At 59.6% G+C, this 17,967-nt stretch carries 18 protein-coding genes; 7 read left to right on the forward strand and 11 right to left on the reverse strand.

Annotated features, from left to right (window positions below):
- Positions 1 to 174: 174 nt before the first annotated feature.
- Both BUA94_RS08850 and BUA94_RS08855 read left to right on the forward strand, forming a co-directional pair.
- Positions 175 to 975, forward strand: a complete 801-nt coding sequence (locus BUA94_RS08850; RefSeq protein WP_084082008.1) for an NAD kinase — start codon at positions 175 to 177, stop codon at positions 973 to 975.
- A gap of 103 nt (positions 976 to 1,078) precedes the next feature.
- Positions 1,079 to 1,597 carry an Hpt domain-containing protein gene (locus BUA94_RS08855; RefSeq protein ID WP_073011987.1) on the forward strand — a complete coding sequence of 173 codons (519 nt, stop codon included), beginning with the start codon at positions 1,079 to 1,081 and terminating at the stop codon, positions 1,595 to 1,597.
- A 47-nt stretch (positions 1,598 to 1,644) separates the two neighbouring features.
- On the opposite strand, the gene BUA94_RS08860 is transcribed toward BUA94_RS08855, so the two are convergent.
- The 4 genes from BUA94_RS08860 to BUA94_RS08875 all read right to left on the reverse strand — a co-directional run bounded on the left by BUA94_RS08860 (position 1,645) and on the right by BUA94_RS08875 (position 5,365).
- The gene (locus BUA94_RS08860; RefSeq protein WP_073011990.1) at positions 1,645 to 2,802 is read right to left on the reverse strand and encodes a DUF2336 domain-containing protein; all 1,158 of its coding nucleotides are present in this window, start codon (positions 2,800 to 2,802) and stop codon (positions 1,645 to 1,647) included.
- 113 nt (positions 2,803 to 2,915) lie between these two features.
- A complete protein-coding gene (locus BUA94_RS08865; RefSeq protein ID WP_073011993.1) occupies positions 2,916 to 3,974 on the reverse strand; it encodes a lytic transglycosylase domain-containing protein in 1,059 nt (352 codons plus the stop codon).
- Between the two features lie 191 nt (positions 3,975 to 4,165).
- The gene (locus tag BUA94_RS08870) at positions 4,166 to 4,768 is read right to left on the reverse strand and encodes a flavin reductase family protein (RefSeq protein ID WP_073011996.1); all 603 of its coding nucleotides are present in this window, start codon (positions 4,766 to 4,768) and stop codon (positions 4,166 to 4,168) included.
- 3 nt (positions 4,769 to 4,771) lie between these two features.
- Positions 4,772 to 5,365: a nitroreductase family protein gene (locus BUA94_RS08875; protein ID WP_073013758.1), complete on the reverse strand. Its 594-nt coding sequence runs from the start codon at positions 5,363 to 5,365 to the stop codon at positions 4,772 to 4,774.
- A 298-nt stretch (positions 5,366 to 5,663) separates the two neighbouring features.
- On the opposite strand from BUA94_RS08875, the gene BUA94_RS08880 reads away from it, so the two are divergent.
- A complete protein-coding gene (locus BUA94_RS08880) occupies positions 5,664 to 6,758 on the forward strand; it encodes a hypothetical protein (protein ID WP_208980030.1) in 1,095 nt (364 codons plus the stop codon).
- Positions 6,759 to 6,779: 21 nt separating this feature from the next.
- On the opposite strand, the gene BUA94_RS08885 is transcribed toward BUA94_RS08880, so the two are convergent.
- The 5 genes from BUA94_RS08885 to BUA94_RS08905 all read right to left on the reverse strand — a co-directional run bounded on the left by BUA94_RS08885 (position 6,780) and on the right by BUA94_RS08905 (position 12,816).
- The gene (locus BUA94_RS08885; protein WP_139251070.1) at positions 6,780 to 7,601 is read right to left on the reverse strand and encodes a lysophospholipid acyltransferase family protein; all 822 of its coding nucleotides are present in this window, start codon (positions 7,599 to 7,601) and stop codon (positions 6,780 to 6,782) included.
- A 160-nt stretch (positions 7,602 to 7,761) separates the two neighbouring features.
- Positions 7,762 to 9,738: a threonine--tRNA ligase gene (thrS, locus tag BUA94_RS08890; protein ID WP_073012003.1), complete on the reverse strand. Its 1,977-nt coding sequence runs from the start codon at positions 9,736 to 9,738 to the stop codon at positions 7,762 to 7,764.
- Between the two features lie 252 nt (positions 9,739 to 9,990).
- Positions 9,991 to 11,664, reverse strand: a complete 1,674-nt coding sequence (locus BUA94_RS08895) for a methyl-accepting chemotaxis protein (protein WP_073012007.1) — start codon at positions 11,662 to 11,664, stop codon at positions 9,991 to 9,993.
- A gap of 261 nt (positions 11,665 to 11,925) precedes the next feature.
- Positions 11,926 to 12,156, reverse strand: coding sequence for a membrane protein insertion efficiency factor YidD (gene yidD, locus BUA94_RS08900; protein WP_408011941.1), 231 nt, complete (start codon positions 12,154 to 12,156; stop codon positions 11,926 to 11,928).
- 219 nt (positions 12,157 to 12,375) lie between these two features.
- Positions 12,376 to 12,816 carry an iron-sulfur cluster assembly scaffold protein gene (locus BUA94_RS08905; RefSeq protein WP_073012010.1) on the reverse strand — a complete coding sequence of 147 codons (441 nt, stop codon included), beginning with the start codon at positions 12,814 to 12,816 and terminating at the stop codon, positions 12,376 to 12,378.
- 454 nt (positions 12,817 to 13,270) lie between these two features.
- On the opposite strand from BUA94_RS08905, the gene folE reads away from it, so the two are divergent.
- Both folE and hisI read left to right on the forward strand, forming a co-directional pair.
- Positions 13,271 to 13,906 (forward strand): GTP cyclohydrolase I FolE, encoded by a 636-nt coding sequence (gene folE / locus BUA94_RS08910; RefSeq protein WP_073012013.1) that lies wholly within the window; start codon positions 13,271 to 13,273, stop codon positions 13,904 to 13,906.
- A 31-nt stretch (positions 13,907 to 13,937) separates the two neighbouring features.
- Positions 13,938 to 14,390: a phosphoribosyl-AMP cyclohydrolase gene (gene hisI, locus BUA94_RS08915; protein ID WP_073012016.1), complete on the forward strand. Its 453-nt coding sequence runs from the start codon at positions 13,938 to 13,940 to the stop codon at positions 14,388 to 14,390.
- Between the two features lie 163 nt (positions 14,391 to 14,553).
- On the opposite strand, the gene BUA94_RS08920 is transcribed toward hisI, so the two are convergent.
- Together BUA94_RS08920 and BUA94_RS08925 are read right to left on the reverse strand one after the other, a co-directional pair.
- Positions 14,554 to 14,985, reverse strand: a complete 432-nt coding sequence (locus BUA94_RS08920) for a CBS domain-containing protein (RefSeq protein ID WP_073013760.1) — start codon at positions 14,983 to 14,985, stop codon at positions 14,554 to 14,556.
- Between the two features lie 101 nt (positions 14,986 to 15,086).
- Complete coding sequence (locus BUA94_RS08925) at positions 15,087 to 15,851, reverse strand: rhomboid family intramembrane serine protease (RefSeq protein WP_073013761.1); 765 nt, start codon at positions 15,849 to 15,851, stop codon at positions 15,087 to 15,089.
- Between the two features lie 521 nt (positions 15,852 to 16,372).
- Between BUA94_RS08925 and BUA94_RS08930 the strand changes: the two genes are divergently transcribed.
- Complete coding sequence (locus tag BUA94_RS08930; RefSeq protein ID WP_073012018.1) at positions 16,373 to 17,020, forward strand: PAS domain-containing protein; 648 nt, start codon at positions 16,373 to 16,375, stop codon at positions 17,018 to 17,020.
- Positions 17,021 to 17,122: 102 nt separating this feature from the next.
- Entirely contained in the window at positions 17,123 to 17,749 is a 627-nt protein-coding gene (locus tag BUA94_RS08935) for a PilZ domain-containing protein (protein WP_073012021.1), read from the forward strand.
- Positions 17,750 to 17,967 lie beyond the last annotated feature (218 nt).

Below are 17,967 nucleotides of genomic sequence, written 5' to 3' on the forward strand. Positions count from 1 at the left end.
AACGGCCCGCTCTGCATCTGACAGGCGGGCCGTTTTCTCATTTCCGGTTCGCAACACGCATCTGGCGAACAGATCAGATGAAATCGGGTCTTGGCGAACAAGGTCATTGTGCTGTTTATTGGCCCGCAGCACCACCGGAGCCAGATTGGCTCCGCAGCCGATCGGGAATTTCTCATGAATCAGATCGCTTCGGCCATGCAAAGCGGGAACAGTTTCCGCCGCCTTGCCTTCGTGGCCAGCGACACGCCGGAGGCCCAGGAGGCGAAACTGCGCCTGTCCGCAGCCTATGGCGATGCCCAGCCGGAAGAGGCCGATGCCATCATCGCACTTGGCGGGGATGGCCTCATGCTGCAGACCCTGCATGCCTTCCTGGGAACGGGAAAGCCGATTTATGGCATGAACCGCGGCTCCGTCGGTTTTCTGATGAACGAATACCGCGAGGATGGACTTATCGAGCGCCTTGCCCACGCGGATGCCACCAAGATCCATCCCCTCACCATGACCGTCACCGGTCAGGATGGCCGCCAGCACACGGCCCGGGCGATCAACGAAGTTTCGCTTCTGCGGCAAACGTCCCAGGCAGCCCGCCTCCGCATATCCGTGGATGGCCGTGTCCGTCTGGAAGAGCTGATCTGCGACGGTTGCCTCGTGTCCACGCCCGCCGGCAGCACCGCCTACAATCTCTCGGCCCATGGACCGATCCTGCCGATCTACGCCCCCTTGCTGGCGCTCACGCCGATCAGTGCCTTCCGCCCGCGCCGCTGGCGGGGTGCCCTGCTGCCCAACCGGGCACGCGTGGACATCGACATACTCGATCCGGGCAAGCGTCCGGTCAGCGCATCGGCCGATCACAAGGAATTCCGCGATGTGGCTCAGGTCACGGTCCATGAGGATGCGGATCTGGACGGCTTGATCATGTTCGATTCCGACCATGGCTGGGACGAGCGCATTCTCACGGAAATGTTCCGTTACTGACCGGAAGATTCCAGCTTCATTTGCTGTTAAAATCATCCCCTCATAATGACGCAGCGTGACCGGACCCTTCCGGGCGCGATGCAGCAGCCGGAAAGACCGCAGGATGAGTTCCGACTTCACCGATGACGAGGCTTATGAAGTCGTCAAGCCGCCCAAGGACTTGCGCAAGAAGGTTCGCATCATGAGCCCGCGGGAAGCCAAGAACTTCGATCCGGTGAAGGCTGCTGAAACCGCTCTGGCGCGCCTGTCCCAGAATTTCGACGGCTGGATGGTCAACGGCTCGAAGGAGCTGCACGAGGCCTATGAGAACCTGGCGGCCAACGGCATCAACGCCGAAACGGTCGGCCGACTCTATCAGGCAGCCCATAACATGAAGGGCCAGGCAGCCACCCTTGGCTATCCTCTGGTCGGGGATGTCGCAGGCAGCCTGTGCTATCTGATCGAGGAAGTCCCCTCACCTTCAGATCTGCCGAAGTCGCTGCTGGCTCAATATGTCGATGCGATCCGGGCAATGGTCAGCGAGAACGCCCGCGACCAGCAGAATGCGCTGGGAACCGCTCTTCTCGCAAAGCTGAATGAAGTCACCAACGATTATCTCAGCCAGGTGCGCACCATCGGCTGAGCCTTCACCGAAAGCCGCCGGACAGACATCCTGAAAACAGAGCTTGATCAGGCCGCGTGAAGAGCGGGCTGGCGGTGCTGGTCCAGCACCTGCCGCGCTTCCTGGCGGGCGATATCCGCAGCAAAGCGCCGCAGGAAGGCAACGATATCGGTCTCCGACGAGAAGCCGTCATCCTGCAACTCGCTCAAGACCTGCTCTGTCAGCTGACGGGTCAGCTCCAGGCTGAGGTCATGGGCAAAGCTGCCGGCTCTGCGGCGGGCAACCTCTATTGCCAGTACAAAGACCTGATGCGAGCGGACAGGCAGTCCTGCCTTGCGCAACAGAGCCCGCAAGGCTGCTGGACGGCCGCTGGCAAGCGTCTGTGTAAACCTGGCCATGGGGACGCCCGTCAGGGCGGACATGGCATTGACGAAGAACCGGTTTTGTCCGCAGCACAAGGAACGCAGCAGCAGGCGCGTGGTCAAGCCGCCGGACAGGCGAAGGTGCTCGATCAGTTCGGCAAGCCCTTCTTCATCCGCAGCTTCTGCCAGCTTCAATGCAATCTTGTCGGAGGCCTCAGCCAGAAACTCGCGCTCCTCCTCCTCGTCCTGCACATGCGGCAGAACCAGCGGATGGGTCACCAGGGTTTCGGCATGGCAATGAAGAAGCTTGTGCCGGAGAGCAACCGGCAACTCGGCAAGATGCAGAAGCTCGCTGCGCACCTTGGCATCGCGTGAAAAACGTTCGGTCAACCGCACCAGGGTTCCGCGCAAAAGGGCAGCTCCCGGATTGGTCAGCAATGCCACGACAGCGGATGGAGGAGCGACCTCGGCAATGGCAGCGCAGACGGCAGGCGACACCTTGCTGCGAGCAGCCACAGCCACTCCAACCTTTTCGGAAGGGTGGGCAAGGCAGTCGATCAGGTCAGCGTCAGTCAGAACAGGCGAATAGGAGACGATGGCAACAGCGGCCTCTTCCTCATCCCCGGCCAGGGCCAGCAGGACACCCCGGGGGATATCGCTGCAAGGCGCGATGCCTGCTGCCAAAGCAATACGAACCTTCGCACAAGGATCGTCCAGCACCAGCGTCATTGCCGAAGACAGGACCTTGCGTGCGCTGCTGCCAAAGAGCTCGCCAGCCCAGGCATGAGCCAGATCGGCGGCTGCCGCCGCCCGCAGGTCTTCCTGCGCATTGTCCAATCTGGAGAGCAAGTCTTGAAGAGTCATGGCACCGCAAACACAAACCGTTGTCGAAGCATCATCGCTTCAAAGGTTTAACGTTCGGTTCACCATAAAAATGCGGAGGACTTTTCTTTCTGCCGCCGGGTTTTGGACAATCCTCAGACCGGAGGAAGCAGGTCCTTCTTCTTCTGCGCGACCTCGTAAGTGAGGAACTTGGTCAGATCGAGGGGCCCTTCGCCATTCTCGCCATTGAGTTCCTGTACCGCCACATTGGCTGCCGGACCGGAATTCACATTGGACGAACTCGACAGGATATCCGCCCGTTCAACCGCCGAAAACGCAGAGTCAAAGCGCGAGCGCAGCGACTGCCGTTCAGAGGAAGGGTCATTGCGGAACAGGGCCTGGAAAGGACCTTGAGCGTCATGGGCCTTGAAGGCTGACACGACATCATTGGTTGCCGCCTGAAGGTTCTCACCGAGGTTCTGGCTCGCATCCGCAAAGGCCAATGCTTCGGAACCAGAGGACACCGGCTTTGAACCGGGGACGAGACCAACGGACGTGATGTTCTTCGAGCTTTCCGGCGAAACGCTCGCAATCATGGTCACGGCGTCATGCTTGGACGTGATCGCCGAATAAACCTCTGACGTGCTGCGGGCCGTGCCATCGGAATTATAGAAAATCGACTTGTTGGCCTTGGCCTGAGCCGGGAACAGCTTGTCTGCGCGCGCATCCGCATTGCTTTGCGTCGACTCGATCAGGCGCTTGGCGCCATTGGCGCCGAGGAAATGCGCCATGTAGAGTTCGCCTTCGCTCGGATTACGGCCAAGCTTGCGGGTCAGGTAGTCCGCGTTCTTCTGGGTAAAGGCGCCAGCCATCAGCGAGGAGATTTCCGGGTCCTTGCGCAGGTTCAGGATTTCCTGACGCGCCTGGGGATCGGAGACCACAAACCTGCCGCTTTTGGTCTGCTGGATCTGGTCAGCGTATTTGCCGAGTCCCAGCTCCGCTCCCGATTCCTTCATCGTTTCCAGCCAGGTGGATTCGATGAACTGGAACAGTCCGGTCGCACTGGAGGTCTTGGCTTTTGCATCCGTGTTGAAGGACGATTCACGGGCAGCCGTCTTCACAAGATAATCGAAGGACGTGCCCGTCGATGTACTTGCGGTTTGAAATGCTTGCTCGATCCGGGACGCGATCGAGGCAGAGTCAGCGACGCGCATAGCCCTTCTCCTCGATGGAATGGTTACTGGTTTGTTAATTTCGGGCCCAATTGGTTAACAAAACCTTAACAAGCCCTTTCCCCACCCCCAGACGGCCTGGAAAGTGACGTTTTCCTGTGCATTCAAATGGAAAGGGCCGGACGCTATCCACATCCGGCCCAAATCCGCAACGTCAGTTTTGACAGGGCAACTTACGCCTTCGGACGCGCCAGCTCGAACACTTCGGTCACAGCGGCGTAATCCATGTAGCCGAGTCGCGACAGATGCTGCACGCCCGTCATATCCAGTCGCCCGTCCTTCAGGCAGGCATCATCGATATGAACCGCAACCACCTGACCAAGAACGATCCAGGAGTTGGTCGGCGTTCCATCCAGATCCGATGGTCGGATCACCTGAAGCACCTTGCACTCCAGAGCAGCGGGTGCAGCGGCAACACGCGGGGCCTTCACCAGCTTGCACGCAGCCATTTCCAGGCCTGCCCGCTCGAACTCGGACTCCCCGTGAGGCAGCGGCGCAGACGAGGCATTCATGGCATCGCGCAAGGCGAAGCTCACAAGATTGCAGACGAACTCGCCCGTGGCCTCAACGTTGCTCACCGTGTCCTTGTAGCCGGAGGATGAAAACATCACCATCGGCGGCGCATCACTCACGGCATTGAAGAAGCTGTAGGGCGCAAGGTTCGGCTTGCCATCCGCGTCGAGCGTCGAGATCCAGCCGATCGGCCGGGGTGCAACAATCGCCTTGAACGGATTGAACTTCAGCCCGTGATCGTTCGTGGCGGTTTCATAGAACATGGATCAGCCTTCCTGCCAGGTGGTGACGATGTCGGCGAGTTCGGGACGCGGCCGCTCGAAGGGCGCCTGGGTTGGCGTGCCGATATGGATGAAGCCCGCAAAGCGCTCACCTTCTCCGCAACCAAGGTAGCGGGAGGCTTCTTCATCGAAACAATACCATTCGGACAGCCACTGGGCCGCATAACCGGACGCACTGGCTGCATTGACCAGCGACAGGCACACAGCCCCGGCCGAAAGTTCCTGCTCCCAGACCGGGATCTTGGGATGGATGGCTGCGGTGCTGATCACACCGATCACGACCGTGCCGCGCGTGAACCGGGTCAGCTCCTGCTCCCGGCGGGCATCATCCAGCGGGCCGTTCCGCTCTTCCGCCATCTGCGCCAGGCGTTCGCCAATGACTTTCCCCTGTTCGGACCGGTAAAGGACGAACCGCCAGGGGGCGAGCTTGCCGTGATCAGGCACCCGCGCACCGGCCGTCAGAATGGCTGTCAGCTCGGCCTCGTCCGGCCCGGGTGCGGAGAGGGTCACGGAGGGGTGCGACCGGCGGGTCAGCAGGAAGTCGAGAACTTCCGGACGGCGGGGTGCAAATTCAGACATGATGAAACCCTGGTTGCTTGGGTTTAAAAGTGAGGGACCTTTGACGTAATCCATTCACAGCCGATGTCAACTGAATGAGAAATGTCTTGAATTCGTCCCAATTTCGGACGAACAAGGCAGATCATTGAAAAGCAGGATCACCCGCCGTTCCGGCTGAGGAGGATCCGTGACATCAGGGTAATGGTGCAGCGGACAGATCCGGACCGCAGCACCGGCTAGGGCCTCAAACGGAGAGCACGCGGACCGGGGTCCCGTTCCCTCTCCCAAGCGGCAAGACCGGACAGGAAAAGTGCAAGCAGTGAGACAGCGTTTCGCCCTTTGGCTTGGAGTAGTAACCTGGGTTTTGGCCGCAAGCGTATCCGGCTCTTCTGCCCAGGAACTCGCCCCTCCCTTGTCGACCGACCTCGCAGCCCCTTTTTCTGCCGCCCTTTCCTCCGATGCCCTGCCCATGCCTCCGGCGCCCAAGCCCCACCCGGACGCGCCTGCTGAAGCTGCGGAAACGCCAATCGAGAATCTACTCGACCGGGCACCGGAACCGCTTTTCTCGGACACTCTCGTCCCTTATGCGCCCTCCGTTCATCTGAACCCGGCAGGAGCCCCTGCCGAAAACCAGGGCGCGCTCTATCTGATGGCCCGCCTGAACCGGGACAGCCAGCCGATTGAAAAGGGCCTGATCTGGCGGATCTACAGCGAGACCACCAACGAGGAAGGCCGGCTGGAACTGGTTTCCACGTCCGAGGGTGGCGACGCCGAGTTCCGGCTTGATCCGGGCGTCTACCTGATCCACACGGCCTATGGCTATGCTACGGCAGTCAACCGCATCGTGATGGGCCGGGACGTGAAGTCCAAGATGGTCACGCTCAATGCAGGCGGCCTGAAGCTGGAAGCAGCCCTGACCGAAGACAACGCCATCAAGAAGGGCCCCCTCCTCTTCGACATCTATGGCACGGAATTCGATGAGCGCGGCGAGCGCAAGCTGGTTGCCCAGAACGTTCAGCCGGGCAAGATCATCCGGCTTGCTGCGGACACCTATCATGTGGTCAGCCGTTACGGTGACGTGAATGCGGTGGTCCGTGCGGACATTCAGGTCATTGCCGGCAAGCTGACCGAAGCAACCATGCATCACAAGGCCGCCGGCATCACCTTGAAGCTTGTGAATGCTCCAGGCGGCGAAGCCATCGCCAACACCTCCTGGGCGGTTCTCAGCCCCGGCGGCGACGTGGTGGTGGAAGCCAATGGCGCCTTCCCGCGCTTCGTTCTGGCGTCGGGCGAATATGAAGTGATCGCCCGCAACAACGGCGTGAACTACCGCTCCGACTTCGAAGTCCAGACCGGCAATGACCGCGAAGTCGAAGTCATGGCCTCGGACGAAAACACCGCCGTCGCGAACTGAGGCACCTGCGCTCCGGCTTGATCAGGCCCGCTTCATCGCCAGGGCGGCAACCGCTTGCTGCAGATGGTCCATCACCTGCTTCTGGTCCTTGAGCCCGGACAGTTGCTCATAGGGGATGGGCGTTCCCGCCCTGACCCGGATCACCGTGCCCAGCAGCTTGCGGAATTCCCGCACCAGCAGAGCCAGCCGCAGGGTCAGGGAATAGCGCGAGACCAGATGGAACAGCCAGGAATTCTGCCCATCGAACCACACAGGCAGAACGGTTGCCCGTGAAGAGCGGATCATCTTTGCGGTAAAGGTCTTCCACGGCAGCTCCTGCGCCTTGCCAAAGGGACGAGCCGCCGTCGCGACCCCTCCCCCTGGAAAGACCACGATGGTCACCCCTTCAGACAGAAGGCGCAGCGCCTCGCGCCGGGTTTCCATGTTGGTCTGCAGCGCCTCGCGGCTCTCTTCAAAATCCACCGGCAGGGAGAAAGGCCGTACCTCCGGAACCTTTAGCAACTCGTTGTTGATCAGAATCCGGAACGGCCGGCCCAATTGTTCGGCCAGAGCCAGAAGCGCCAGACCATCACCGATCCCATAAGGATGATTGGCGATGATCACCAGCGGCCCCTCCGGCAATTCCCGGGGCGGCCAGACACTGTCATCCAGTGCGACACCCAAATTGAGCAACCCGAGCAGATCGCTCCACATGGACGCGGATGGACCAGCCGCACCTTTTTGCCAAATCTCATAAAGCCCCAGGAGCTGCTTCCTTCCGGACAGCCCTTCGATTGAGCGGATGACCCATCGCTTGAGTGGCGGATGGCTGGCATTGGCATAGCTGAAATGGGCGTAGTCCAACCGGCTCTCCTTCCGCTTTGGGTCCGAGATTCAGGACAATCAATCTGGTGGCGGACCTTAGCCAACACACGATTGCGGTTTTGTGAAACTGGCCCCGGAAACACAGGAGGCCGCAGATATCTCCGCGGCCTCCCGATTTTCAGATTGTCACGACGCGTTATCAGCCGCGCTTCAGGTCCGGGGCGATCGCCTCGTCCTTGAAGGCTGCAATCGCGTCGTCCAGGCTCATGGCCGTCTGGTTCTGGGAACCCAGGCGGCGGATGTTGACCGTCCGCTCTTCGGCTTCGCGCTTGCCGCAGACCACCATGACCGGCACCTTGGCCAGCGAGTGTTCACGGACCTTGTAGTTGATCTTCTCATTGCGGAAGTCGGTCTCGACCTTGAGACCGGCCTTCTTGAGCAGCTCAGCCACTTCGCGGCCATAGTCATCGGCTTCCGACGTGATCGTCGCCACAACGACCTGCACCGGCGACAGCCAGAGCGGGAAGTGACCGGCGAAGTTCTCGATCAGGATACCGAGGAAACGCTCCATGGAACCGCAGATCGCGCGGTGGATCATCACCGGGGTCTTCTTCTCGCCATCGCTGTCGACGAAGAAGGCACCGAAACGTTCCGGCAGGTTGAAGTCGACCTGGGTGGTGCCGCACTGCCATTCACGGCCGATCGCATCGCGCAGGGTATATTCGAACTTCGGACCGTAGAACGCGCCCTCACCCGGCAGGATGTCGGTCTTGATGCGGCCGCCGGACTGATCGGCGATCTGCTTCAGAACCTTGGACATGACCTCTTCGGCATGGTCCCACATCTCGTCGGAGCCAACGCGCTTTTCCGGACGGGTCGAGAGCTTCACAACGATCTCGTTGAAGCCGAAGTCCTCATAGACCGACAGGATCAATTCGTTGATCTTCAGGCACTCGGCCGCCATCTGCTCTTCCGTGCAGAAGATATGGGCGTCGTCCTGAGTGAAGCCGCGCACGCGCATCAGCCCGTGCATGGCGCCCGAAGGCTCATAGCGGTGCACCGCGCCGAACTCGGCAAGGCGCAGCGGCAGGTCGCGGTAGGACTTCAGGCCATGTTTGAAGATCTGGACGTGACCGGGGCAGTTCATCGGCTTCAGAGCGAAGACGCGGGTGTCTTCGGCTTCCGTATCCGCGCACTGAACGGAGAACATGTTCTCCTTGTACCAGCCCCAGTGACCGGAGGTCTCCCACAGCGAGGTATCGAGCACCTGCGGTGCGTTGACCTCGTCATAGTCGGCTTCCAGGCGGCGGCGCATGTAAGCGGTCAGCTTCTGGAACAGGCTCCAGCCCTTGGCATGCCAGAAAACGACGCCCGGACCTTCTTCCTGGAAATGGAACAGATCCATCTCGCGGCCGAGCTTGCGGTGATCGCGCTTCTCGGCTTCTTCCAGCATGTGGAGATAGCCCTTGAGATCCGCGTCATTCGCCCATGCCGTCGCATAGATACGGGTCAGCATCTCGTTGTTGCTGTCCCCGCGCCAATAGGCACCGGCCACCTTCATCAGCTTGAAGCTGTCGCCAATCTGACGGGTGCTCGCCATATGCGGGCCACGGCAAAGGTCCAGCCACTGGCCCTGACGGTAGATCTTGAGATCCTGGCCTTCCGGGATGGCATCGACCAGCTCGACCTTGTAGTCCTCGCCCTTGGCCTTGAAGAACTGCTTGGCCTCGTCCCGGCTCCACACTTCCTTGGTGAAGGCGGCGCCACGAGCGATGATCTCGCGCATCTTCTTTTCGATGACCGGCAGGTCTTCCGGCGTGAACGGCCAGTCTTCACGCGTGTCCGGATGGACGCGCTTGAAGTCATAGTAGAAGCCGTTCTCGATGACCGGGCCGATGGTGACCTGGGTACCCGGCCACAGTTCCTGCACGGCTTCTGCCATCACGTGGGCGGCGTCGTGCCGGATCAGCTCAAGCGCACGGGGATCGTCGCGGGTGACAATCTCGATCCGGGCGTTGGCTGTGATCGGGTCGGAAAGGTCCTTGAGTTCCCCATCCAGAGCCATGGCGACGGCCTTCTTGGCCAGCGACTTGGAAATGCCTTCGGCAACCGCTGCACCGGTGGTTCCGGGCGCGACTTCACGAATGGAGTTGTCGGGGAAAGTCAGTTGAATCATGTCTCATCTCCTGCTCACTCCTGCGAACAAGGCAGGTAAGCTGTCGGTGTTTTGAAGGCGTTTCACATACGGGATTTGGGCGCATCAGACAACCTTTTCGGCACAACCTTCAGGAAGTTCTGAAGCCCTCTTTCAAGGCGGAAGAGACAAAAGTCACCTTCCCCCCGGATGCAGACCGTCAAATCCAAATGCAAACGGGCCGAACCTTGCGGTTCAGCCCGTCGCCCTCATGACATGTCCGGTGTTTGGAGGTCAGGCTGCCCGGAGTGTCCGGAGGAACTCGCCGACTTCCTTTTCCAGGGTGCGGGACTGCTGGGTCAGCGTGCCGGAAAGCCCCATCAGCTGGGTCGAGGCAGCGCCGGTCATTTCCGCCGCAGTCCCCACCCCGGCAATGTTCTGGGTGACTTCATTGGCCCCCATGGCTGCACGGTTGATGTTGGTTGCGATCTCTTCCGAGGCCGCCCCCTGCTGCTCGACTGCCGCGGAGATCGCCTGCGCCGCATCCTGAATGGTGCTGATGGTCCCGACGATCTGGGAGATCGATCCAACCGTCGTCCTGGTGGCCGCCTGGATTTCGGCAATCTTGCCCGAGATCTCTTCGGTCGCCTTGGCAGTCTGGCTGGCCAGACCCTTGACCTCCGCCGCCACCACTGCAAAGCCCTTGCCAGCTTCACCGGCACGCGCTGCCTCGATCGTGGCATTCAGAGCCAGAAGATTGGTCTGCTCGGCAATCGTGGTGATCAGTTCCACCACTTCACCGATCTTCTGCGCTGCTTCGGACAGCGAATTCACATGACGGCTGGTCTGCTCTGCCGTGCTCGCGGCTTCCTTCGAAATCGCGGCAGACCGTTCGACCTGTGCCGAAATCTCGTTGATCGAAGCCGACAGTTCTTCCGCGCCGGCGGCTACGGTCTGCACATTCGTAGATGCATCTTCAGCGGCCCCCGAGACGGCCTGAGCCTGGCGCGAGGTCTCTTCTGCATTCGAGGACAGGCCTTCCGCAGCCCCAGCAACATCGGAGGATGCGCTGACAAGAGACTGGACCAGCTTGCCCATGCTTGCCTCGAACCGGTCAGCCATTGCACGGCGCTCAACAAGGATACGCTCGGCGCTCTTCGCCTCATTCTCGATCTGCTCAGCCCGCAGGCGCTCATTTTCACTCAGGCTATCCCGGAACGTCAGAAGGGTATTTGCCATGTCCCCCAACTCGTTCTTGCGGCCTGCGCAAGGAATGACAGTTGCAAAGTCACCGCCGGCAATCTGCTTCATCGCTGCAGAAATGCCGACGATGTATCGCGTAACATTGGCAACAATGTAGTAAATGTAGGCGAGACCGATGATGCCTGCGATCGTTGCGATCACCGCAAAGATCATGAAAGCAGTCGAATAGGCTTCTGAAGCTTGGACGGCAGACGCTTGGGACCCCTTCTCATTGATCTCGATCAGTTCGACCAGATCACTGGAAAGGTCCTCAAAGGTCGCCCGCATTTCCTTGCGCAGGATCGTTTCGGCTTCATCATTCTTGTTCTGACGGGACAGGGCAATAACCTCGTCCCCCCTCTGCACATATCCGTTCCATTTGGCTTTGAAGCCTTCATAGATCTTGCGCTCATCCTCCGAAGAAATCAGAGCCTCGTAAGTCCGAAACTTGTCGGCAATTCCAGCCTTGATATCCGCAAGGAAGGTTTCGACCGATTTCATCGACGCTTCATCTTCCGACATGATGTGTTCGGCCTGATAGATTCGATAGTCGGATGTGGAAGTGTTGATTGCATTTATCACTGCGACACTGGGCAGCCAGTTGTTGGCCAGGTCCTCTGCGCTGTCATCCAGCGTCGCGAAGCCAGATAGGCCAGCCCAGACCAAGGCCGCAACCGCAGCGAGAAGTGCTGCAGTAAATGAAATCAGAAGCGTCCTCAAACTCATTTCCGTGATGCTCCAAAAAGCAAGTTACCCTACGACAAATATCAGCAGAGTCATTAACGGACATTAAAATGATAAGTAGTCAAACACGCAGAAAACTTTATATATAGAGATCTGGTTTATTTTTGATGTCGTGAAAACTTGAAAAATGGGAACGGATCAGAAATCAGAAGAAAAACAACGGCACAGACAAATAAAAACGCCCAATAGCCCTGTAACAAATGCGAGGGCGCAAACGGGGGAATTGAGCTGAAAATGAACCGTTCAGAGAATATGTCGGCCGGTCCAACGGCCATAGCGCCAGGGCAAATACCAGCGGGCGGAAGCATTCAACGCCTCAGGCAAGGGATCGTAACCGGAAGAGCCCAGCGGATTGCACCGCAAGATCCGCGATAGACCAAGCCAGCCTCCGGCCCAGAAGCCGAAGCGCCTGATTGCATCACTCGTATATTCCGAGCAGGTCGGCGCGTAGCGGCATCCACGCCCCATGAACATCGACAGCGAATGCCGGTAGATCCAGATCAGCCCCAAAGCAACACGAGCCGCCGGAGACAACCTGCCTTGCCGCTGGCTTGCTGATGATCCCACGACAGTTTCGGCGGATGGCTTGTCAGCCCTGGAGCATTCTCCGCACATTCATCGTCTCCAGAAGATGCATTGATCAGGGAACAGAGGGTCCACGGAAGACCAAACCAGTCGCCCCCCCCCTCGACCTCAGGCGGCAGGAGCCTTTGCCTCGATCTGGTCCAGCGCATCAACGACAGCATCAAAGGTCAGAAGCGTTGAAGCATGCCGGGCCTTGTATTCGCGGACCGGCTCCAGGAACTTCAGCTCCTCGAAACGCCCTTCCGGCGCAGGGCCGTTTTCCTTCAGCATGGCCCGCATGGCCTTCTGCACATCGCGCAACTCATCCACGCTCGCGCCGATGACATGCCGCGCCATGATCGAGGAGGAGGCCTGACCGAGGGCACAGGCCTTCACGTCGTGAGCAAAATCCGTCACCTTGCCATTTTCCACGACCAGATCGACCGTCACGGTGGACCCGCAAAGGCGGGAATGGGCCGTTGCGCTGGCCTGGGGATGCTCCAGCCGGCCAAGCCGGGGAATGTTTCCCGCAAAATCCAGGATCTTAGCATTGTAGATATCGTCAAGCATGGCCAACCTCGTCACGGGCTTCACAGCATTGCAGCACCGCTTTCCGTGCCTATATAGGTCAGGCAGGGAGTGAATTGAACAAGGGCCCTATCACGGCCGCGTTCATTCGTTCAAGTTTACAGAACCCTTTGTTCAGACTATAGCCCTCGTCTTCCTGTCCGGTTGCGATATGTTTCCGGTGTGAGACACTGACCCTTCGAGATTTCGGACTTTGGAAGTGAACCAAAGCGCCGGACAAGGGAACTCAGGATGGGAACGCGGATGCTCCGGCCTCATGTGCCAGCGTGAAGTGTGAATGTGAAAACATGGCAGCTCGGGATCATCCGGATCAGTGATCTGCCCCAGAAGCTGGCCCGTATAGAACGCGGCCATCTGAAAGACCGGCTAGGTGACAGATAGCTTGACGACGGACAGCCTGACGGCAGGCAGAATGACAGAGAGTGCGAGAAGCGAAATGGACGCTGTTCTGAAAAACGGTAGCGCCAGCCACCAGCGCAAGTCCCCGAAGGAAATCCGACGGCCGAGCCGCGAGGAAGCGGAAGCCGCCGTGCGCACTCTTCTGGCATGGACTGGTGATGACCCGGACCGGGAAGGCTTGCTTGATACACCCAAGCGGGTCGTGAAGGCCTATTCCGAACTGTTCGGCGGCTATTTCGAAGACCCGATCCAGCATCTGGAACGCACATTCGAGGATGTGGGCGGCTACAAGGACATCGTGATGGTCCGTGGCATCCCGTTCCATTCCCATTGCGAACACCACATGCTGCCTTTCATCGGCCAGGCACATATTGCCTATTACCCTGCCGAAGGCGTCGTCGGCCTGTCGAAGCTTGCCCGGGTGGTCGACATCTTCGCCAAGCGTCTTCAGACGCAGGAAAACTTGACGGCCCAGATCGCATCGGCCATTGACGACCAGCTCGCCCCGCGCGGTCTCGCCGTCCTGCTCGAAGCAGAACATCAGTGCATGACCATGCGCGGCGTTCAAAAGCCTGGTGTCTCGACCATCACCACGCAATTTACCGGCATTTTCCAGGATGAACCGGCCGAGCAGGCCAAGTTCATGTCCCTGGTGCGCGGCGGAGGCCTCTGACCTCCCCGCCTCATCTGGCAAGGGGGTCAGTGTGACCAGCAGCATTTTCCCGGCACGGGGCAGCAAGTCCGAAATCGAAACAGGCTCCGGACTTCAGCCGAAGTTTGATGAAAACGGCCTGATCTGTGCCGTCGTAACCGATCACGCCAGCGGTGAGCTGCTGATGGTCGGCTACATGAATGACGAAGCCCTGCGCCGGACCATCGAGACCGGCGAAGCCTGGTACTGGAGCCGCTCGCGCCAGGAATACTGGAAGAAGGGCGGCACCTCCGGCCAGGTCCAGAAAGTCCAGGAAATCCTCACAGATTGCGACCAGGACGCCATCTGGCTGAAGGTCACCGTTGAGGGCAATGGCGCGACTTGCCACGTGGGCTACAACTCCTGTTTCTTCCGCAAGATCGTCCTGGACGACGCCGGCAAGCCGGTGCTCGAGCATTCCGGCGGAGAACGGGTCTATGACCCGAAGGACGTCTACGGCAAATAATGCCGGGCACAGGCAAGATCTGCCCACTCCTTTAAGGGCAATCGCCCGCGAAAGAGATCCGATCAGCAAAAAGCCCGCCCGGAGAACTGTCCTGGCGGGCTTTTGTTGTTTGAGATTGGCCGGGCTGAAAGCTCCTCTCTCTTGAGAGGCAAGTCAGGCCGATTCAGGTCATGGCAATGTAGGTGCGCATGTGTTCGGCTTCCATTTCCACCTGGGCAATCCGGTGCTTGACCACGTCGCCGATGGAAATCAGGCCATTGAGCTTCTTGTCCTTGACCACGGGCACGTGACGGAAGCGGCCGGAGCTCATCTTCTGCATCACCTGGTTCACCGTTTCCTCCTCGGTGCAGGTGACGACTGACTTGGTCATGATCTGGGAAACCGGCTGGTTCAGCGCATCTGGCCCTTCCCGGCCAATGGCCTTCACGATGTCACGCTCGGAAATGATGCCCTCGATATGCCCCTTGGCATCGACGATCACCATGGCACCGATCTTGTTCGTGCCCAGTGTCTGGCATACCTGCAGAAGCAATGCGCCACCGCGCTCGGTGATCACTTCCCGCCCTTTTTCATTCAAAATCGCGGCTACCGTCATCTGCAAATCCTCCAAGAATGTGCCCGGCAGGGCCTCCCCCATACCCGGACAGTCATCATGACAAAGATTCGCTGGGACGCAAACTGCTACTTGACGGTGCGTTACTTGCGCTGTGGAACCGGATCCAGCAGCGGGAACAAAAGCATGCCGGTAAGGAACCCGCCCACATGCGCCTCCCAGGCAATGGACACGCCCTCCTGTCCGCCGATCAGCCCCGGAATGAAGGCAAAGAGGAAGTTGATCCCGAACCAGGCCAGAACCATGCCGAGAACCCTGGAATTGCGCAGGGACTGAAGCAGCGAGGGCGCCGGGATGAAGAAGGCCGAACGGTCCTGCAGACGCACAGCACCCAGAGGCGCACCAAGCTCGAAGACAAAGCGTGTGGCTGCAGCCATCTGACCAGACACGGCTGCAGAGGCCCCGATGATCGGAACCGGCTGGCCGTAATGGGTCAGGAGATGCAGGGCCGCTCCCGCAATGGTGCAAAGCGCAGAAAGAACAAGAAAACGCACCACTCCGAACCGCCAGGCAACGGCAGAGCCGAAGGCCGCCATCCACAACAGGTTGAGAATAAGATGCGCCCAGCCGCCATGAAGGAAGCCATAGGTGACAAAGGTCCAGATGTCGGCGGGCAGCCCGCCGGCCACCCGGCCCGAGGCAAAGACCTCCGGGAGATAGCGAGCGGGCCAGAAGGCAAAAAGCTCCAGGATCATCAGGTTGGTGTCATCCGAGAACACATATTCCTGCAGCAGGTGGATCCCCGCCATGATCGCGCCAAGCGCCAGAATGACACCAGGCAGATTGATGGCGGGCTGCCGGGCTTCCGGCGTCTGCGGCTGATGCGGAGGAAAAACGTGCTGGTTCATCTGGGCCTCTTTGCGGTCGTTCTGCAGATGTACGCGGAAGACGCCTGAGCGCAAGGGCAGAAGCCCCGGTTCGGATCAACAATTCCTGCAAGTGTGCCGAACCGGGTCATTCCGGCACAGATCGGCACAGAGAAACTGGCACATGTGGTTACAAGGTGGGACAGAGTCCATCCTCAATTGCCCCGCCTGTCTTTTTCCACTCGCCGACTTCCTCTCCCCTCCATTTGAACGGGCACCCCGATCCCCGGCCACCGAACTGCGGGCAAAACGCGTTAGACAAAGGGCGAATTTGGCCAAAATTGTAAACAAATCCTTAAAACGAATCCCACTCCAGCTCTGGGATCGGGTTAATAAATCATTAACCTTACCCATCCCTTTCCGTCAGAAGCGTTGTAATCACGCCGAGTTGGCATGGCGGCTGCTTAGTAAAGCGCAAACAGGAGAGAGCACGAGCCGGTGTCCCATTTCTGCACAAGCGGAATTTTCCAGGCCCGGATCTTAGGAACAAAAGGCAAGACCAGATGAAAAACGGTGTTACCCAGACCCTATACAGCTATTGGGACGATCTGCGTGGCAACCGCCCGGCGCCGAACCGCAGCGAAATCGATCCCGGACAGATCCGGGGCCTTCTAGGGGACACGTTCATCCTGGAAGTCTGCGATGAGGAAACCGTCCGCTACCGGCTTGCGGGAACCCGCCTGTGCTCGGCCCATTGCCGTGAGCTGAAGGGCCGCAACTTCCTGCGCGGCTGGGACACGAAGGACAAGGAAGCGCTTGCCAGCCTGATCGCCGCCATTACCGAAGATGGTGCTGCCGCCGTTGTCGGCGTCAACGGCCATACGGAGCGCGATCATGTGCTGCCGATGGAAATGCTGCTCCTGCCGCTGAATGTTCCGGGTGAAGGCCGCACCCGCGTCCTGGGCTGCTGCTCGCCCATGGAACGCCCCTACTGGATGGGCCTGCATCCGATCCTGCGTCAGTCGATCTCGAGCCTGCGTCTGGTCTGGCCGGATGAGCGCCCGTTGTTCCTGAACAATCAGCGCCTGTCCAACCCGATGATGCCAAGCTTCAAGGTGGAATCCATGCCGGTCCCGCGGCCGGAAATGATCCCGGCTGGCGCAGAGCGCCGCGTTGGCCATCTGGTGGTCTACGAAGGCGGCAAAGTCTGACAATTTCGATAAGCCGCCCTTACGGATCGTTAACCCCATATTCCTAGACTGAGCGAAAGGTACCAATACGCAATTTTTGCGGGATTATGAGGCGGCTTGCGCATGATAGCCGGACTGGCAGCTCAGACCGAGGGTAGCAGGCCGTTACAAGCCGTCGACCGACGGCGTCATCAACGTGTACATGTGAATATCCTCGGCCGCTTCATGCTGGAAGACCGCCGTGAATACCCCTGCCAGGTGATTGATATGTCCCCTGGCGGCATGGCCATGATCACCCCTGTCACCGGCAAGGTCGGCGAACGGGTTGTCGCCTATCTCGATCACATCAGCCGCGTCGAAGGCCGGATTTCCCGGATCATTGACGGCGGCTTTGCCGTTGAGCTTCGCAACACGCCGCGCAAGCGTGACAAGCTGGCCAGCATCCTGACCTGGCTTGCCAACCGCGACGAGCTCAACCTGCCGGAAGACCGGCGCCACGACCGTTTCGTTCCCAAGAACCCGATCACGAAGATCGTGCTGGCAGATGGCAGCGAACATGTCTGCCGCCTGATCGACGTCTCCCTGTCCGGTGCGGCCATCGCAACCGACGCCAATCCGGCCATCGGCGAGAGCATTGCCCTTGGCAAGATGCGTGCGCGGGTGGTGCGCCAGATCGAAGGTGGCATCGCAGTCGAATTCGCCGCCATTCAGAACCGGGAACTCCTGGAACACCACATCACCGGCAACTGACCAGGCGCCAGCAAATCCTGATAACGAATTTCGACCGGCGCGCAGCCCCTTGCGCGCCGGTTTTCGTTTAATACCAACCTCAAGAAATAGCGGCCTATTTGATGGCCTCAGCCGGTTTCCCGGCCAGGCGCGGTGCGCCGCCCGTTGCCGGGCATCGGGCAAGCAGCGTAACGACGTCCGGGGAGCCGGCTGAGGCCATCAAATAGGCCGCTATTTCT

It is taken from the genome of Roseibium suaedae (assembly GCF_900142725.1).
GTDB classification, from domain to species: domain Bacteria; phylum Pseudomonadota; class Alphaproteobacteria; order Rhizobiales; family Stappiaceae; genus Roseibium; species Roseibium suaedae.

What these genes read in the sequence shown, in the direction of transcription:
- BUA94_RS08860 (WP_073011990.1), bottom strand. Translation starts at nt 2,802, where the DNA reads ATGACTCTTCAAGACTTGCTCTCCAGATTGGACAATGCGCAGGAAGAC.
- yidD (WP_408011941.1), bottom strand. Translation starts at nt 12,156, where the DNA reads ATGTTCATGGGGCGTGGATGCCGCTACGCGCCGACCTGCTCGGAATAT.
- BUA94_RS08875 (WP_073013758.1), bottom strand. Translation starts at nt 5,365, where the DNA reads ATGTCTGAATTTGCACCCCGCCGTCCGGAAGTTCTCGACTTCCTGCTG.
- BUA94_RS08905 (WP_073012010.1), bottom strand. Translation starts at nt 12,816, where the DNA reads ATGCTTGACGATATCTACAATGCTAAGATCCTGGATTTTGCGGGAAAC.
- BUA94_RS08925 (WP_073013761.1), bottom strand. Translation starts at nt 15,851, where the DNA reads ATGAACCAGCACGTTTTTCCTCCGCATCAGCCGCAGACGCCGGAAGCC.
- BUA94_RS08895 (WP_073012007.1), bottom strand. Translation starts at nt 11,664, where the DNA reads ATGAGTTTGAGGACGCTTCTGATTTCATTTACTGCAGCACTTCTCGCT.
- BUA94_RS08855 (WP_073011987.1), top strand. Translation starts at nt 1,079, where the DNA reads ATGAGTTCCGACTTCACCGATGACGAGGCTTATGAAGTCGTCAAGCCG.
- BUA94_RS08930 (WP_073012018.1), top strand. Translation starts at nt 16,373, where the DNA reads ATGAAAAACGGTGTTACCCAGACCCTATACAGCTATTGGGACGATCTG.
- BUA94_RS08920 (WP_073013760.1), bottom strand. Translation starts at nt 14,985, where the DNA reads ATGACGGTAGCCGCGATTTTGAATGAAAAAGGGCGGGAAGTGATCACC.
- BUA94_RS08870 (WP_073011996.1), bottom strand. Translation starts at nt 4,768, where the DNA reads ATGTTCTATGAAACCGCCACGAACGATCACGGGCTGAAGTTCAATCCG.
- BUA94_RS08850 (WP_084082008.1), top strand. Translation starts at nt 175, where the DNA reads ATGAATCAGATCGCTTCGGCCATGCAAAGCGGGAACAGTTTCCGCCGC.
- thrS (WP_073012003.1), bottom strand. Translation starts at nt 9,738, where the DNA reads ATGATTCAACTGACTTTCCCCGACAACTCCATTCGTGAAGTCGCGCCC.
- folE (WP_073012013.1), top strand. Translation starts at nt 13,271, where the DNA reads ATGGACGCTGTTCTGAAAAACGGTAGCGCCAGCCACCAGCGCAAGTCC.
- BUA94_RS08865 (WP_073011993.1), bottom strand. Translation starts at nt 3,974, where the DNA reads ATGCGCGTCGCTGACTCTGCCTCGATCGCGTCCCGGATCGAGCAAGCA.
- BUA94_RS08935 (WP_073012021.1), top strand. Translation starts at nt 17,123, where the DNA reads ATGATAGCCGGACTGGCAGCTCAGACCGAGGGTAGCAGGCCGTTACAA.